Origin of the sequence: Pseudoalteromonas sp. SG45-3 (assembly GCF_014164075.1) — a bacterium.
GTDB lineage: Bacteria > Pseudomonadota > Gammaproteobacteria > Enterobacterales > Alteromonadaceae > Pseudoalteromonas > Pseudoalteromonas distincta.
The window spans coordinates 1-14699 of the sequence record NZ_JACJEN010000035.1 but is presented as its reverse complement, the minus strand read 5'-3'; the positions used below and the strand labels follow the sequence as shown (position 1 = coordinate 14699).

Sequence of the window (14699 nt, the reverse complement as noted above, 5' to 3'; positions counted from 1 at the left end):
CCATATCCAACCTTTGGCATCCATTCCGTTTTAAAGCTTCTAAAAAATCGCTCCATTGGTGCATTATCCCAACAGTTTCCACGCCTACTCATACTTTGTTTGATTTTATAGCGCCATAAACGTTGACGATATTTTAAACTTGTATAATGACTACCCTGGTCTGAATGAAACATCAGTCCTGTCGGTTTTCCTCTGCTTTCATACGCGAGTTCAAGCGCTCTTAGCGTTAAGTTAGTATCTGGCGACAGCGACATTGCCCAACCAACGACTTTACGTGCAAATAAATCAATAACGACCGCTAAATAAGCCCAGCGATTACCTGTCCAAATATACGTCACATCACCACACCATACGGTATCTGGCTCAACAACATCAAACTGCCTATCTAGCAAATTTGGGATTTCAAGATGCTCATTACCACCCCGTTTATATTGATGTTGTGGTACTTGGCAGCTCTCTAGTTTTAGTTTAACCATCAGATTAGCGGCGCGATAACGGCTTAATTCAAAATCGTTATTCGTTGCAATTGCTGCGATTGTCCGTGCCCCAGCTGAACCGCCACTCATTGCATGTATAGCTTTAACTTCAGCTTCTAACCTTACTTGCTCTGATGTCGGCGTTGTATCCCGTATGGCCCAATATTTATAGCTACTGCGATGCACATTAAATACGCTACATAGCACGCTAATTGGATAACGCTCTCGTTGATTTAATTTCTCAATTAACGAGAATTGTTCAGGGAGTCGGACATCAAGAGAGCGGTAGCCTTTTTTAATATATCCTTTTCTAATTCAATGCGTTGGATTTGCTTTTTAAGTTCGCGGATTTCAATTTGTTCGGGCGTCATTGGCGAAGCCGATGGTGGCTGGCCATTACGCTCTTGCTTTAATTGAGTAACCCACTTACTAACGGTTGATTTACCCACACCCATCGCTTTGGCTGCTTCTTCTTGAGTATAACTTTGGTCAACTACAAGCTGAGCTGTTTCTAATTTGATTGCTGCAGAATACGTTGCACGTTTTAATTTCGTCATTTTTTCACCCAAATTTGTATGCTTATCAGCATAACATTTCTTTCTTAATGGGTGGTCAAATTAACTATGCCACTACACGCAGCGTGAAGAAGAAAAGTTAGGGGAACTGAGTTCTGAAGAAGCATCGTATACTAAAGGAGTGAGGGAGGGCTGGAGTATTTTAATAACAGGAGTATCAGTTGATAATGTTGTTGTTATGCCAGGGCGTCAAAAAAGAGGCGAGCTGGTTAAAAAGTTGTCCCCTCATTTCTGGGAAGACAACTCGGAATATAACTTTAAATTCCTAGATGGTACTGACTTAAAGGAGTTTATGTAACTGAATGTTAGGTTTTCTTTTTTGAGTACATTAAATACTCTCTAGGGTGTTATTAGGCTCCCTAGAATTTTATCGACATTTAAAGAAGCGGTTGCAATAATTAGCAGTGCTATTAAAAACCATGTTTCTGTCCACCGGAGGAGCCCCTTGAATGATGGGGGCTTTCTAGCAATTTCAACACCACATTTATCTAGTAGTTCAATTTCTTCCTTTCTGTAATCGCGCCAAGAAAAAATATTTGCTAAAGTTATAAGAATAAAAAGTAGACATGTGAAGGCGTTGATATATGACGCAAAGTCTATTGCTAACACCAATATTTCATTAGTTATTTTGCTAGTTTTGAATAAGAGTATAGAGCTGGCAATAGCACTAATAATTGCAGCTGTAAACTTTGCAATAAAGCCGATGTTTTTATATAAAGATTCGTCTAAGTGTTGTATTTTTGTAAGTATAAACTTATAGCGCTCTACAGCTATTTCCTTTTCTATATCTTTCATTTCTAAGTGTTTATTTTTTATGTTAATTCCTATAATGATACTTAACTTATGCTAAATAGAAAGTTTAAACAAGTGTAGTTAAAATTTTAACTTAACCGAAGTATGGCTAAGCGCTACGATGAAGATTATTTTCTATGAGGGGGCGTGATGATGACAAACGAACAGAGAGCTAGAAAAGCAATCAATGGCTTGAGTACAGTTGACAGTGACTCTCCGGTTACATCAGAAAGGATTTGTTTGCTGTGGAGTGGGGGGTTAAGAGAGGTCTCTTATTTGGGTTATACGCCATATAAGTTGAAAGTATGTGTTAACGAAGGAGTGGTTGATAAAGAATTGCTACAGTGTATTTTCGATAGTTTGAGCATATGTGATATCGCTTAGCTCAGAAGCAGCACACACCAATTCTTAAGAAAAACAGCCCAATATAATGGGTTGCGCGTGTAGGAACTACACGACTATCCTCGAAGACTACAGACGATAAACCCTAACGTCTGATGGAATACACGCCTCCAGGGTCGTACCCTGATGCACCATAGCCCTGTTTAATGCACCCAGATGTGGGCCGTTATTATCGATAACGAATCGCGGTGTGCGCTGCCAATCACAAAGTAAACCACTTTCAAAAATAATGTTTGGAAAAACCCAGGTAAGATTGTCGGGGTTTTCTTTGAAGGCGGATTGGCGACGAGTCGTCCCTACTCGAAAGAGGTAGGGACGACTCGCAGAGTCGCCCGTCGAGGCCACTGCTCATGATGCCTCGACACCCAATCCGCCTTGAAAAATTGCAGGGCCAGAAGAGGGATGGAGATTTGAGTGCTCTAACAAGAAGATGCAATCTAATAGCGAAGTAACAATTGACATTAGTTAAAAATCCCTTTATTTTTGATTTAGGAGTAGCTTCCTGTCGTATAAATCTGTCAAAAGCGACACCTGCACTAGTTGCGCTTGCTGAAAATCTGGAATATCGAAAGCCTAACGTAAAGACAGGACGGGGCTTTTATACCCAAATTTTTATTTAGTGAGAAAGCAACCATGAATTCTTCCACAAGAAAACCGAGACACCTCAAACTTAAAAGCTATGAGCTGCGCAAAAACAAACGCTTTTTAAGAGATAGTTCATTAATTTTACCTAACGGTAAAAAGCTGCACGAAGTTCGTTCTACAACCAAGAATCTCAATCAATTTTGCTTAGAAAATTTTGGTCAAGATGAGCCACCTTTGATTCAAAAAATAAAAGATGAAGTTATAGTTCGACACAACAAAGCAATCGAGATTGGGTCAAAAGTTCAAATGATGATTAATAGTCCTCTGTTTGAAAGCGACTCGATCCATATACAAATTGGATTGCTCGAGAAAGAAAAACTGTTAATCCCCTGTATGCAACAAGAGTTTTTAGACTCGATATACGAGCTTGGATTGCTATACATGGAGCATGGTCATTTACTAGGAAAAGGTGAAAATGATTACTATCCATTAGTCAAAAAAGCTCAAAAAAATGGTCACTCTGACGCAGCATATAACTTAGCCGTACACCATTTAAAGAAAAGTGAATGGGTAGAGGCTGAAAAGCAACTATATATAGGGGCTAAGAAAGAAAGCTGTTTATGTCTCAATAAGCTAGCTGAGATGGCAGAACAAGGTTTGACTTCTTTAATATCTAGAAGTGACGCTGCTAGGTATTATGAACGAGCGATGAGGCAAGGACTTCCTAGCGCAGCTGTCAACTTAGCACGGTTGATTTTTACCGGAAAGGATCAAATGCACAGTTATTCTGACGCTGTCGACTTTCTCGAGGAGGCTGCAAAAGACGGTGATGCAAAAGCAATGTGTCAGCTTGGGCTTATTTATGAAGAGGGTGATTATATTAAAGTAAACCTTAATAAGTCCCTGCATTTTTATAGGCTAGCCGCTGATTTAGGGGATGCTAATGGCCAGTTTTTTATGGGGTTTATTCATAGAAATTTATGGAAAAAATTCGGGGTAGAATATAACCCTGAACTGGGTCTTGAATTATACGAACAAGCCGCTGCGCAGGGGCATGAAGAAGCTAAAGAAAACTTGTATAAAGCTAAATTTTTTTAATTTAAGGCGAGACTAAATCATGAACAGAACTATACAGGCATTAAAGTTGATCACTGAGGAACTAGAGGGACAAGGTAAGAGAATTGAAACTCTCGAACGAAAAGTTAGAAATCTAGAAATTAGGGATAAAGTGAGGGGTCAACGAAAAAAACAGGTAGATGTGGCAAATGAATATAACCTGTCTCCTTCTAGCATCAGTGTTATAGCGAAGCATACTCACTGATATACATCATATTAATTAAGCGGCGCTATATTTACACAATGTCTAGCTAAATTAGAAATTGCATAAGAGAGGGCACTTATAAGTTAGTGCCCTTTTATATAATTGCTTTCCGGCCTTGAAAAATTACAGGGCCAGAAGAGGGATCGAGATTTGAGCGTGTCAAAAAGGTGTTGCAATCTCTGATCACTGTGATAATTTTAATTATGAACTAGCTCGAAATGAGCACAAAGAAAAAGGGCGTTCTCACTGCCCGCAACACGTTCCTGAGGAGCTGCATTCGCAGCATTATGGGTCACACGACCACACCACTATAAACAACACAAATATAAACCACAGTAGTTCGCGCTGTATTTCAACAGAAATCACACGGCTCAGCTTTGTTGCTTTAGGCCAGTTAGCCTTTATGTCCTGTGACAATATGCTCGGTTACGCACCGTTCATATGGCTTTAAAACTTACCTATTTTGGCATTTCGCCCCCTGGTCTTCGGTTTGGTGTTTTTCTCAATACTTTCAAAATTACTTTTTAAATTTATGAGGAACATGAAATGAGCCAATTAGGATATCGTCTTCATCAAATGGTGAACGACACTCACCGCGAAAGTAGCTTTAGCACTAGAGCTACTCGTAGCAACGTTTTAAACCTTGCTGCAACACAGCTGCTTAGCCACGGTTATAGATTAAGAGACCCATCAGGTCTTAAAACCAAACATATCAATCACCTTATAACGCGTTGGCAAGATGAAGGTTTAGCACCCAAAACGATTAAAAACAGAATGGCCGCACTACGTTGGATTGCCGAAAAAATAGGTAAACCTAATATCTGTTCACGTAGCAATGATGATTACGGTATTCCAAGAGTTCGCAACAACCCCATTGGCAAGTCAAAAACGTTAGACATGGATAAGCATGCGAAGATCAAGAGTGACTTAATCAAGCTTTCCCTGCGTTTGCAGCAAGAATTTGGGCTTAGAAAAGAAGAGTGTATGAAATTCAGCTTATCTTACGCTTTGATAAACGCTAACACTCTACAAATTAAAGGCTCATGGGCCAAAGGTGGCAAATACCGCAAAATTCCGATCTTAAAAGAATCTCAACGACAGCTTATTCGTGATATTGCAGCTGTTACTAAAGGCGCACTTATCGAACCTGACAAAAACTATAAGTCACAAATGAAACAGTACGACCGCGAAACAATTCGAGTTGGATTAAATAAAAATCACGGACTGCGTCATCATTACGCAAGGGAGCGTTATTTAGAGCTTACAGGTTGGAAATGCCCTGCCGATGGAGGCCCACATAGAAAAGAGTTATCATCTCTTGATTATGAGCACGATATTAAAGTTCGGGAGCAAATTAGCCTAGAGTTGGGCCATGAACGATTGAAGATTACCTATGCGTACTTGGGCAGTTAAAATTAGGCATGCCTAATTTTTAAATGGGCGTATACACTAACATCGGCCTAGTTTATTAATCTACTAACCCTCAGTTTTTACATCCGTTTTTATCGCAGTTAATTTTAAAGTGGGAGTCTACCCAATGGGTAGCTTCCTTTTTAGTATCAAAGCCACATCCTGTTGTTCCACCTTTACTTCCTTTGTGAACAATTCCAGTTGGCACATGTTTAACAGCCATAATTCTACTCCATCAGATTGATTTAAAAATTAACGCTTATAAGTTAAGCATTAATAGGATGGCAATTATTGAGCAAAAAGCTAGTTATTTATTCTTATTTTTTGAAAAAAGTAAAAGTATAGGTTTTGAATAATTTACTATAACCATATGAAAATCATTGTTTTTAAAGTTTCAAATTTTAACGTGTGAGACATCTTCCATATTGATTTAAAAGGATTTATTGGCTTAACTAAAAGTAAGCTCAATTATCGTTCGAATTAGGCATGCCTAATTTTAGGAGTCTCGTATGTGGAAAAAAGCGTTAAAAGTAACAGGGTTGGTAGCACTAGGTGTTGTTGATGTTTTACTATCAGTTTCTGAAGAGAATGACCAGCTAGATGAATTGGATGATGGTATGGGTAACATTATTGCTGACGGTGAAGAGATGACTCGCGCAGAAGCTGAAGACGCTAAAGCTCGTGGCGAGCTCTACGATACCTACCTATGAATTAGGCATGCCTAATTTTGAGAGAAGAAATGATGACAAATAAAGAGCTTTGGCCATTTAAGCCTGTATACGATGAGCTGAAGATTCGCTTAGCTGGTATTGAGGACGAGTGTGAACCATTAGGTTTAAAGCTTAATCTTCGCAATGAAACGGAAGAAGAGATGTTCATTGCTTTAACCACACAAAAAGCGTTTGCATTTGATGTTATGAATGAGCATGGCGATATTTGGGATATTCGATTGGAACCCTTTTCAAAGTTCAAAAATCGTAGCACTCAGATTTTCTTTCCTTTCACAGGTATTAACCCAGCTAAACGGTTGAAAATTAGTAATTGGATTTTAGAGCTTTGTAAATGGGAAGGTAATATCTATTTAGGTAATACAAGACATTAAGGTGCACTTATGACTGATTATGAATGGTTTCAAATGTGGGTATTAATGGTGTTGGCTATTCGCGCGACTCGCCACTACGACAAATTGAAGCATGATTTATTTGAAGCAATTAAAGATGGGAAAATATAGATATGGCTCCTTTACTAACAGGATGTGGTTTAATTCTAGCTATAGTGACATTTTTTGCTGTACTATTTCATTTTAATTGCGACGACCTCAATAAATTCGACTGATATCCAATCTTTTAAGCCACGAAATTAGGCATGCCTAATTCTTGACGCCCAAAAACAGCATTTTTGCCTCCTTTTTATGCGAAAATGACGCACCTAAATTAGCTAAAAATCTGATTTTTATAGACTTTAAAAACCCATGAAAAGTAGGGTGGGTTTTTCCGATCCAACCTGTCTCAAACCGTGCCAACCTAACTCTCAATGATTCAAGTAATACAAATGTGTTTATTTTGAGAGGTAAAGTTCATGCTAAAAGCAAAACCTGATGGTATCTACGCCCTTAACAAAGATGGTGAAGAGAGAAAAATTTCCGGTCCAATAGAAGTGAAGGCTATCGTCTCTTCCCACGATAAGCGAGATGACTTTGGCCGGCTTCTAGAGTGGAAAAACTACTTTGGCTTACCGATTCGTGAAGTACTGCCTATGGGAGAAGTTGATGACAACTTCGCAAAAAAATTTAAAAAGAGGCTGCTTAGGTCAGGTTTTCAACTTTCGCCAGGAAAATACTCATGGGAATTTCTTTTAGCTTACCTAATCGAAACTCCATGTAATAAGCATGCATACAGCGCAAGACAAAGTGGTTGGGTGGACGGCCAATTTGTGACACCGGATTGGAGTATTGGCCAGTACGATACGCCAGCAGTTTATGTTGGTGATTTTGCAGGTGATAGCTTAGTTGAATCAGGCTCACTGTTGGATTGGCAGCAAAATATTGGAAAATATTGCCGAGGCAACCCAATCATGATCCTTGCTGTGTGTACTGCACTTGCGGCCCCTATTATTGGGTGGACTGATTTAGAGAGCTTCGGAATACAAATCGTCGGTAGTTCAAAATCAGGCAAGTCTACAGTGATGAAAGTGGCTGCAAGTATCTATTCAGATCAAACCTATTGGGAGACTTGGAGCTCCACATCTAACGGTATTGAGTCTATCGCTCGTGCGCGAAATAACATGCTGCTTTGTCTTGATGAATTTAAGCAGTGTCCCGCACAAGAGATAGGTCAGTTAATTTACCACTTGTGTAATGGCGTATCAAAACTAAGAAGCCAGCAAGATGGCGCCCTAGATAAGCGTTATCGTTGGCGCACAATATTTCTTAGTACCGGGGAGCTTACCCTTGAAGAGCTTTTGTTAGGCATTAATCAAAGTGTTAGTGCAGGGCAGTCAGTCCGGTTAATTGAGGTTCCAGTATTTAGCAAATACGATGCTTTTGAAAATACTCATGGATTTACTTCGGCTAAAGAGTTTGCTGAGTACTTATCAGCCAGCATAGGTAAATACCATGGTACTTTCATTAAATCGTGGGTGGAAGCTCTCTCAAATTTTGATTGCCCAAACAATGAGGTTATTAAAGAGTACAAAGATATTCGGGAGCAGTGGCCTTGGCCAAAAAACATAGAGAGCCAAGCTAATAACGTTTTAGATAAATTTGCGCTGCTAGCCGCCGCGGGGGAAATTGCCATTAATTTAGGATTGTTGCCATGGCACTTGGGTGAAGCTAAAGATGCATTAGAACAAGTAGCAACAATTTGGTTAGATGACCGTAATAGCACTGAAAATTCAGAAAGTAAGAAAATTATTAAGAAGCTTATCAAGCTAATCAATAAGTGGCGCCATAGTCTGAGTCCTCGGGGGGAGTCACATAACGGGAGCATAGGATTCTTCGAGTCAGAGCCTGAACTGGCTTGGTACATCCCTCAGCAGTTATTCAAATCGGAAGTTATTGAGTCCGTTGCTCATGAATACAGTCAAACGGTCCATTACATGCTTCAAAAAGGTTGGGCTATTTCCAATGAGGGCATGCGACGCACATTTAAAATAGGAGGAGAGCGGTTTATTAAGCTTTTTCCCGAGAAAATCTGTCGCGAATGCGGTGAAAGTGTAGATCTATCCCACTTTTATCCAAATGATAACTCTTTGAATAGCAATACCAATCCCACTTTCCCAGCTTCCCAGAGCGAGAATTACTAATGCTTACTGACCAATTATTTGACGAAATAAAATGCGTTATTGAAAGCCAACTTTGCAAAGTAGCGCTCAACAGCAAAGAGTTTCTTACATTTGATGAGTGTGTCCAGTATACAGCACTAAGCCCAAATTTCTTGCGGCAACAAGTACGAGACGGGTTGCCCAGCTACAAGCTTGGAGGGCGGCGAGGCGGCGAACCTTTTTCAAGAGAGAAGAAGTTGATGCTTGGGTACTAAAGAATCGCGTGGAATTAGGAGACGAACATGAATAACGAGCTATTTGAAAAAAGAGCGGGTATTTTAAAACTTTATGGCGAAGAAGAGCGCTTGATAAGCGAGACTGAGCGCTGCCGCAGAACCGGCATTAGCCGCACTACCTGGTGGCGTATGCAAAAGGCGGGAGAAACCCCGCCAGCCTCCAGCGTTGGTAAGGGGAAAGCCCGTTGGTTGCTGTCGGATATTTTGCTTTGGATGAACGGCTCTTAATTAGGGGGAATAGAAGAACCAGTATCATTAAGCTTAATATCACAAAAGCTTGGATTATTAGTGCTGATACAGTTTCGTTTCATCTCTCTCAGCTTTTCCCAATCGCCATTTAAGGACTGGATTATTAAGTAAACAAATAACACGAGCGCTACTGCAATAAGAGCAATTGATACTTTTCCTGGATTATTTAATTGACAATTATAAAGGTGTTTTACAATTTTGATAGATTTCCATTTTTCTGATGGCGCGGAAAAATTTATTTTTGAGTATTTGTCAGCAATTAGAGAGATAATTAACAGCATGAAAAGCAAAACATTTATTACATAAAATACTGTTTTACTTTCAGGTCCAAATGATGAGGCTATATTTAGGAAGTTGGGGAATTCATAAATGATTTGGAAGAAAACACCTAGGTAAAATGCAATTGTTAGGCGTAGTAACTTTATTCCACTTTTAAAGAAAAATGTCAGTAAGTAAGTATACTCAGCTACTTTGCTACCAAACAAGGCTAGTATGGCGAATGATAAACCCCAGTAAAAGGAAATTGAGGCAATTGTCCAGCTACCTAATTCCTTTACTCTTTCAAACGGGTTTACAAAGTCTCGGAGTAGAAAATGGTCCCAGTTAACAATTAACCATCTGCCTATTTCCTCTTCCATCAAGTAACTGCTGAAGACCCACCCCAGTGAAAAAGCCATTATGGTCAAACATAGCTTTACTCCTAATCTAAGATTGTCAATTAACTCTTTGTTTCTTTTATACTTTTCTTTAAAATGAAAATATAATGGTTTTGATTCACTAGCCTGCTGGATTGTCATAATCTTATAATCTTTAACTTATTGAATTTTAATGATTTTGAACGGGTTTAAGTAATGTGTAAAGCTTTTTAGAAACAGCTTGGTGAATTTCCTTTCTCTCTTCAAAGAAGTCATGTTTGTTATAAATTTCATCTAACTTACTGATTTGATGATTTAAGCAACGCTCTAAATGATCATCTTGAAACTTCATCCCGGCCGCAATAGATCTGAAAGTGCGCCGAAGATCGTGAACTCTAAAATGTTCTAAATTGCCCATACGGTTTGGTGGTTGAACCTTTTTACTTTGATCTATACCAAATAGTGAATTAATTGCGCTGTTGATAGTATCAGGGCCCATGTATGGTCTAGTGCTCTTGCGCCTAGCTGGAAATACATAGTTTGACCCATGTGATCGAACTTTTAGCTCTCTAAGCCATTCTACAGCGAGTGGTGGTAAAGGAATTTTGATAGCTCTAAAGTTTTTCTTGGTACGTTCTTTGGGTAAATGCCAAACAGCGTTATCTAAATCGAACTCATGCCATGGAGCTTGAATTAATTCAGATTTACGTACTCCTAAAATCATCAACAAACAGCAAGCTAGGTAGTTGTCGCGAGTAAAAGACTCGGGGTATTTTCTGAATACGCTGAATGCTTGTTCCACTTCATCAATAGTTAATACTCTTTCCCGAGAGGATTCATGCCCTCCTGCATCTTTATAGCTGAATGCAGATGCGGGATTGTTCAATGTAATATTCAATTGGATAGCATGCTTAAAAAGGTTTTTAAGTAGATCGAGTACATCATTCGCCACTGTAGTTCGCCCACTGTCGGCTATGATATTTAGGATATCTCGAATGTGAAACGCATTAACCTGCTCAACTTTAAGGTGACCAATGAATTTGGCTACATTGTTGTCATATTTACTTTTCGGAATATCAGGCCTTTTTAATCGTTTGAGCAGCTTATTTTCATACATATCTTGAAATAGCTCGTTAAAAGTCATCCCGCTGTGTTTAGTGAGAGAGCTTAATGATAGTGGATCAATGCCTTCTCTGAGCATGGCTCTGACTGTTTCAGCCTCACCACGCGCTTCAGCTAGTGTCAGTTGCCCGAACTTACCCAGCGACTTTTCTCTCCTCTTCCCATTAAAGGAATATCTCAAAGACCAATAAGGTTCACCACGATTTGGAACGACAAACGATAACCCATTGCCATCGGAAGTTTTACTTGGCTTGCCTTTAGCAAGTATGTTGACTTGTTTAACTGTTAAATTTGGCATTTCTTCACCTCTTGTACTCACCAGTAGCTTGAGACTAGCAGTGAAAAATACTAACCACAATACTCACCAATTGGATGAAACAGAATGAAAAAATACGGAACGATAAAAAACAAAACCCCACTATAAAGCGAGGTTTTTCAATGTGTTGTGAGCTTTTTTGAGTGCTAGTGATCTTTACTCAATATTCTGGATCTGCTCACGCATTTGTTCAATTAGTACTTTTAGCTCTACGGCTGCAGTAGTGATGTCACTATTGATAGACTTAGACGCTAGCGTGTTAGCTTCACGATTAAATTCTTGCATCATAAAATCTAAGCGGCGGCCACATGCGCCTCCTTTTTTAAGGATTTTTTTAGTTTCTTTAACGTGAGACTTTAAGCGATCTAGTTCTTCAGCTACATCTTGTTTTTGAGCAAGATAAATAAGTTCTTGTTCAAGGCGTGACTCGTCAATGTTTGCTGCTAAGTCTTCTAGCTTTTGAGCAAGTTTTTCACGCTGCCATTTAGCAATCTCAGGCATATGCGTTTCTACAATTTCTACTTGCTCTAGAATTGCATCAAGGCGTATTGCTATCATTCCTTCAAGGTTTGCACCTTCATCGCCACGTGCAGATTTAAAATCTTCGATTACTTGATCAAGACCAGCTATTAATGCTGTATTAACGCTATCCATATCAAGCTCTTCTGCTTCCATAACGCCAGGCCAACGTAATATATCAACAGGGTTAATATCGCCATTACTTTGTTGTTGAACCCATTTAGCGCTATTTATTAGTTGTTCAGCAAGTGCTTGGTTAATTGATAGCTCGCCAACGTGGGCTGGATTTGCCACAAACTTTAAAAAGACCTCAACTTTACCGCGTTGTAAGTGTTTGCGTAAACGCTCACGAATAACTGGCTCCATGCCACGAAATTGCTCTGGTGCGCGTATAAATGTTTCAAGGTAACGCTGGTTTACTGAGCGAACTTCCCAAGTGCCAGTACCCCAATCGCCTTTTATTTCGCGACGCGCATAAGCTGTCATACTGTGGATCATGGATATTTTCCTAAATTTATAAATACAATATTATGATGATTATACCGTAACACTGCTTAAGCTCTAGGGAAAATTTAATACACTGAATATTTTGCATACAGCTATTTATTTAAATCAACATGGTATCTATACCCACATACACTTATAATGTCGCAAATTCTGAATTAAGGGGATCGTCAATGCGTCCAAGCGAAAGAACACCTAACCAAATTAGACCTGTTACATTTACACGTAATTATACTTTGCATGCTGAAGGCTCAGTACTTGTTGAGTTTGGTAACACCAAAGTACTTTGTACAGCTACTGTTGAATCGGGCGTTCCTCGTTTCATGAAAGGTCAGGGTAAAGGTTGGATTAATGCTGAATACGGTATGTTACCGCGAGCAACGCATACGCGTAATGCTCGAGAAGCTGCACGTGGTAAGCAGGGCGGTCGTACTATGGAAATTCAGCGCTTAATTGCACGTGCACTTCGTGCTGCTGTTGACTTAAAAGCACTTGGCGAAAACACAATTACCATTGACTGTGACGTTATTCAAGCTGACGGCGGTACACGTACTGCTTCTATAAGTGGTGCATGTGTTGCACTTGTTGATGCACTAACACATATGCGTGCAAAAGGTATGATTAATTCAAACCCACTTAAACATATGATTGCAGCTATTTCAGTTGGTATTTACAAAGGCCAAGCAATTAGCGATTTAGAATACATTGAAGATTCAGCAGCAGAGACTGATATGAACGTAATTTTAACCGAAACAGGTAAAATTATTGAAATTCAAGGTACAGCTGAAGGCGAACCTTTCTCGTTTGATGAGCTAGATGAGTTACTTACTTTAGCTAAACATTCTATTCGCGAAATTATTGACGTACAAAAGCAAGCATTAGCATAAATAGGTAGGCTACAAGATATGAAAGATTATCAAAAAGAGTTTATAGAATTTGCTCTAGAGAAGCAGGTGTTAAAATTTGGTGAGTTTACATTAAAGTCTGGACGCACAAGTCCTTACTTTTTTAATGCTGGTTTGTTTAATACTGGTCGAGACTTAGCGCGTTTAGGTCGCTTTTATGCATCGGCACTCGAAGATTCTGCTATAGAGTACGATGTATTATTTGGTCCTGCGTACAAAGGTATTCCAATAGCGACAACAACAGCGGTTGCCTTAGCGGATCATCATGATAAAGATGTACCTTACTGTTTTAATCGTAAAGAGAAAAAAGCACACGGTGAAGGCGGCACATTAGTAGGCTCAGAACTCAATGGCAAAATTATGCTAGTTGACGATGTAATTACTGCAGGTACTGCGATTCGTGAGTCGATGGAAATCATTGCACAAAATGGTGCTGACCTTAGTGGTGTTTTAATTGCGTTAGATCGCCAAGAAAAGGGTAAAGCTGAATTATCAGCTATTCAAGAAGTTGAGCGTGACTTTAATACCAAAGTGATTTCAATTGTAAAATTAGCTGATCTTATCAGTTACCTTGAAAGCCAAGGCACAATGGATGAGCATTTAGCCTCAGTTAAAGCTTACTGTGATCAATACGGCGTAGCATAAATAAAAAGCCTCGCAGTGCGGGGCTTTATTTTGACCTTCATTCATAGAGTTTATTAATGAAAGATGTATTAAAACCAAATGGCTTAGGCCTCAAGCGTGTTTTCAAAGCAACCTATTGCTCTTACCTTGGCTTTAAAGCAGCATTTAAAGAAGAAGCAGCATTTAGGCAAGAGCTACTATTAAGCCTTATATTATTTCCTATTTCATTTTGGCTTGCTTCATCACTATTACACTGGGCAATACTAATTAGCTCACTGCTTATTATATTAATAGTTGAATTACTAAACTCCGCCATTGAAGCATTAACAGATCGAGTAAGTACAGAGTTACATGTATTGTCAGGTAGGGCCAAAGATATGGGATCTGCAGCCGTAACACTTTCATTAACGATCGTATTGATCATCTGGGGTGTAAGCCTCTATATGAAGATCGTTTAACTCTACTTCTAATATAAAATAGGTTTGAACCCCGTTAGTTGTTAATAATTTGATGGTTATGTTGTATTTTTAACGTGTTTAGCTCAAATTCTCAGCGAACAGCACATTATTTCAAGTTTTCTTAAAAAAAGGGTTGATCTGTTTTCGGATCTCCCTATAATGCGACCCCACTGAGACGGGAAACAGCAACGCATAGCGAGGCACGAACAACTCAGGGTGTTAAGTAAAACTTAGATTGAATCTTTTTAG

At 39.2% G+C, this 14699-nt stretch carries 14 protein-coding genes and 1 pseudogene; 9 read left to right on the top strand and 6 right to left on the bottom strand.

Annotated elements, in window-relative coordinates:
- Positions 1 to 1033, bottom strand: a pseudogene (locus H5126_RS20805) (IS3 family transposase); the annotation flags it as partial.
- 357 nt (positions 1034 to 1390) lie between these two features.
- Positions 1391 to 1846: a hypothetical protein gene (locus tag H5126_RS20800; RefSeq protein ID WP_182721439.1), complete on the bottom strand. Its 456-nt coding sequence runs from the start codon at positions 1844 to 1846 to the stop codon at positions 1391 to 1393.
- A 1032-nt stretch (positions 1847 to 2878) separates the two neighbouring features.
- Between H5126_RS20800 and H5126_RS20795 the strand changes: the two genes are divergently transcribed.
- Together H5126_RS20795 and H5126_RS20790 are read left to right on the top strand one after the other, a co-directional pair.
- Complete coding sequence (locus tag H5126_RS20795; RefSeq protein ID WP_182721438.1) at positions 2879 to 3928, top strand: tetratricopeptide repeat protein; 1050 nt, start codon at positions 2879 to 2881, stop codon at positions 3926 to 3928.
- A gap of 769 nt (positions 3929 to 4697) precedes the next feature.
- Positions 4698 to 5564, top strand: a complete 867-nt coding sequence (locus H5126_RS20790) for a phage integrase N-terminal domain-containing protein (protein WP_064384927.1) — start codon at positions 4698 to 4700, stop codon at positions 5562 to 5564.
- A 70-nt stretch (positions 5565 to 5634) separates the two neighbouring features.
- Here H5126_RS20790 and H5126_RS20785 read toward each other — a convergent pair whose 3' ends face one another.
- Entirely contained in the window at positions 5635 to 5784 is a 150-nt protein-coding gene (locus H5126_RS20785) for a hypothetical protein (protein WP_128581536.1), read from the bottom strand.
- Between the two features lie 286 nt (positions 5785 to 6070).
- On the opposite strand from H5126_RS20785, the gene H5126_RS20780 reads away from it, so the two are divergent.
- The 4 genes from H5126_RS20780 (at position 6071) to H5126_RS20765 (ending at position 9346) form a co-directional block, all read left to right on the top strand.
- The gene (locus H5126_RS20780; protein ID WP_024601501.1) at positions 6071 to 6271 is read left to right on the top strand and encodes a hypothetical protein; all 201 of its coding nucleotides are present in this window, start codon (positions 6071 to 6073) and stop codon (positions 6269 to 6271) included.
- A gap of 29 nt (positions 6272 to 6300) precedes the next feature.
- Complete coding sequence (locus tag H5126_RS20775) at positions 6301 to 6663, top strand: hypothetical protein (RefSeq protein ID WP_259414059.1); 363 nt, start codon at positions 6301 to 6303, stop codon at positions 6661 to 6663.
- Positions 6664 to 7139: 476 nt separating this feature from the next.
- On the top strand, positions 7140 to 8864 hold the full coding sequence (locus H5126_RS20770) for a DUF927 domain-containing protein (RefSeq protein WP_182721437.1): 1725 nt from the start codon (positions 7140 to 7142) through the stop codon (positions 8862 to 8864).
- A 260-nt stretch (positions 8865 to 9124) separates the two neighbouring features.
- Positions 9125 to 9346, top strand: a complete 222-nt coding sequence (locus H5126_RS20765; RefSeq protein ID WP_182721436.1) for an AlpA family transcriptional regulator — start codon at positions 9125 to 9127, stop codon at positions 9344 to 9346.
- Here H5126_RS20765 and H5126_RS20760 read toward each other — a convergent pair.
- From H5126_RS20760 to H5126_RS20750, 3 genes are all read right to left on the bottom strand, one after another.
- Complete coding sequence (locus H5126_RS20760; RefSeq protein ID WP_182721435.1) at positions 9343 to 10164, bottom strand: hypothetical protein; 822 nt, start codon at positions 10162 to 10164, stop codon at positions 9343 to 9345. The genes H5126_RS20765 and H5126_RS20760 overlap by 4 nt on opposite strands.
- Before the next feature lie 28 nt (positions 10165 to 10192).
- Positions 10193 to 11422 carry a site-specific integrase gene (locus H5126_RS20755; protein ID WP_182721434.1) on the bottom strand — a complete coding sequence of 410 codons (1230 nt, stop codon included), beginning with the start codon at positions 11420 to 11422 and terminating at the stop codon, positions 10193 to 10195.
- Between the two features lie 174 nt (positions 11423 to 11596).
- Positions 11597 to 12457, bottom strand: a complete 861-nt coding sequence (locus H5126_RS20750; protein ID WP_154904288.1) for a YicC/YloC family endoribonuclease — start codon at positions 12455 to 12457, stop codon at positions 11597 to 11599.
- Positions 12458 to 12636: 179 nt separating this feature from the next.
- On the opposite strand from H5126_RS20750, the gene rph reads away from it, so the two are divergent.
- From rph to H5126_RS20735, 3 genes are read left to right on the top strand one after another with little or no spacing between them, the layout of a single operon-like run.
- Positions 12637 to 13350 carry a ribonuclease PH gene (gene rph / locus H5126_RS20745; protein ID WP_002958890.1) on the top strand — a complete coding sequence of 238 codons (714 nt, stop codon included), beginning with the start codon at positions 12637 to 12639 and terminating at the stop codon, positions 13348 to 13350.
- Between the two features lie 18 nt (positions 13351 to 13368).
- Positions 13369 to 14013, top strand: coding sequence for an orotate phosphoribosyltransferase (pyrE, locus tag H5126_RS20740; RefSeq protein ID WP_154904287.1), 645 nt, complete (start codon positions 13369 to 13371; stop codon positions 14011 to 14013).
- Positions 14014 to 14069: 56 nt separating this feature from the next.
- On the top strand, positions 14070 to 14450 hold the full coding sequence (locus H5126_RS20735) for a diacylglycerol kinase (protein WP_002958892.1): 381 nt from the start codon (positions 14070 to 14072) through the stop codon (positions 14448 to 14450).
- The last annotated feature ends 249 nt before the right edge of the window (positions 14451 to 14699 follow it).

Bases quoted from the DNA above. Each gene is read 5' to 3' on its own strand.
- H5126_RS20800 (WP_182721439.1), bottom strand. From the start codon at position 1,846: ATGAAAGATATAGAAAAGGAAATAGCTGTAGAGCGCTATAAGTTTATA.
- H5126_RS20795 (WP_182721438.1), top strand. From the start codon at position 2,879: ATGAATTCTTCCACAAGAAAACCGAGACACCTCAAACTTAAAAGCTAT.
- H5126_RS20790 (WP_064384927.1), top strand. From the start codon at position 4,698: ATGAGCCAATTAGGATATCGTCTTCATCAAATGGTGAACGACACTCAC.
- H5126_RS20785 (WP_128581536.1), bottom strand. From the start codon at position 5,784: ATGGCTGTTAAACATGTGCCAACTGGAATTGTTCACAAAGGAAGTAAA.
- H5126_RS20780 (WP_024601501.1), top strand. From the start codon at position 6,071: ATGTGGAAAAAAGCGTTAAAAGTAACAGGGTTGGTAGCACTAGGTGTT.
- H5126_RS20775 (WP_259414059.1), top strand. From the start codon at position 6,301: ATGATGACAAATAAAGAGCTTTGGCCATTTAAGCCTGTATACGATGAG.
- H5126_RS20770 (WP_182721437.1), top strand. From the start codon at position 7,140: ATGCTAAAAGCAAAACCTGATGGTATCTACGCCCTTAACAAAGATGGT.
- H5126_RS20765 (WP_182721436.1), top strand. From the start codon at position 9,125: ATGAATAACGAGCTATTTGAAAAAAGAGCGGGTATTTTAAAACTTTAT.
- H5126_RS20760 (WP_182721435.1), bottom strand. From the start codon at position 10,164: ATGACAATCCAGCAGGCTAGTGAATCAAAACCATTATATTTTCATTTT.
- H5126_RS20755 (WP_182721434.1), bottom strand. From the start codon at position 11,422: ATGCCAAATTTAACAGTTAAACAAGTCAACATACTTGCTAAAGGCAAG.
- H5126_RS20750 (WP_154904288.1), bottom strand. From the start codon at position 12,457: ATGATCCACAGTATGACAGCTTATGCGCGTCGCGAAATAAAAGGCGAT.
- rph (WP_002958890.1), top strand. From the start codon at position 12,637: ATGCGTCCAAGCGAAAGAACACCTAACCAAATTAGACCTGTTACATTT.
- pyrE (WP_154904287.1), top strand. From the start codon at position 13,369: ATGAAAGATTATCAAAAAGAGTTTATAGAATTTGCTCTAGAGAAGCAG.
- H5126_RS20735 (WP_002958892.1), top strand. From the start codon at position 14,070: ATGAAAGATGTATTAAAACCAAATGGCTTAGGCCTCAAGCGTGTTTTC.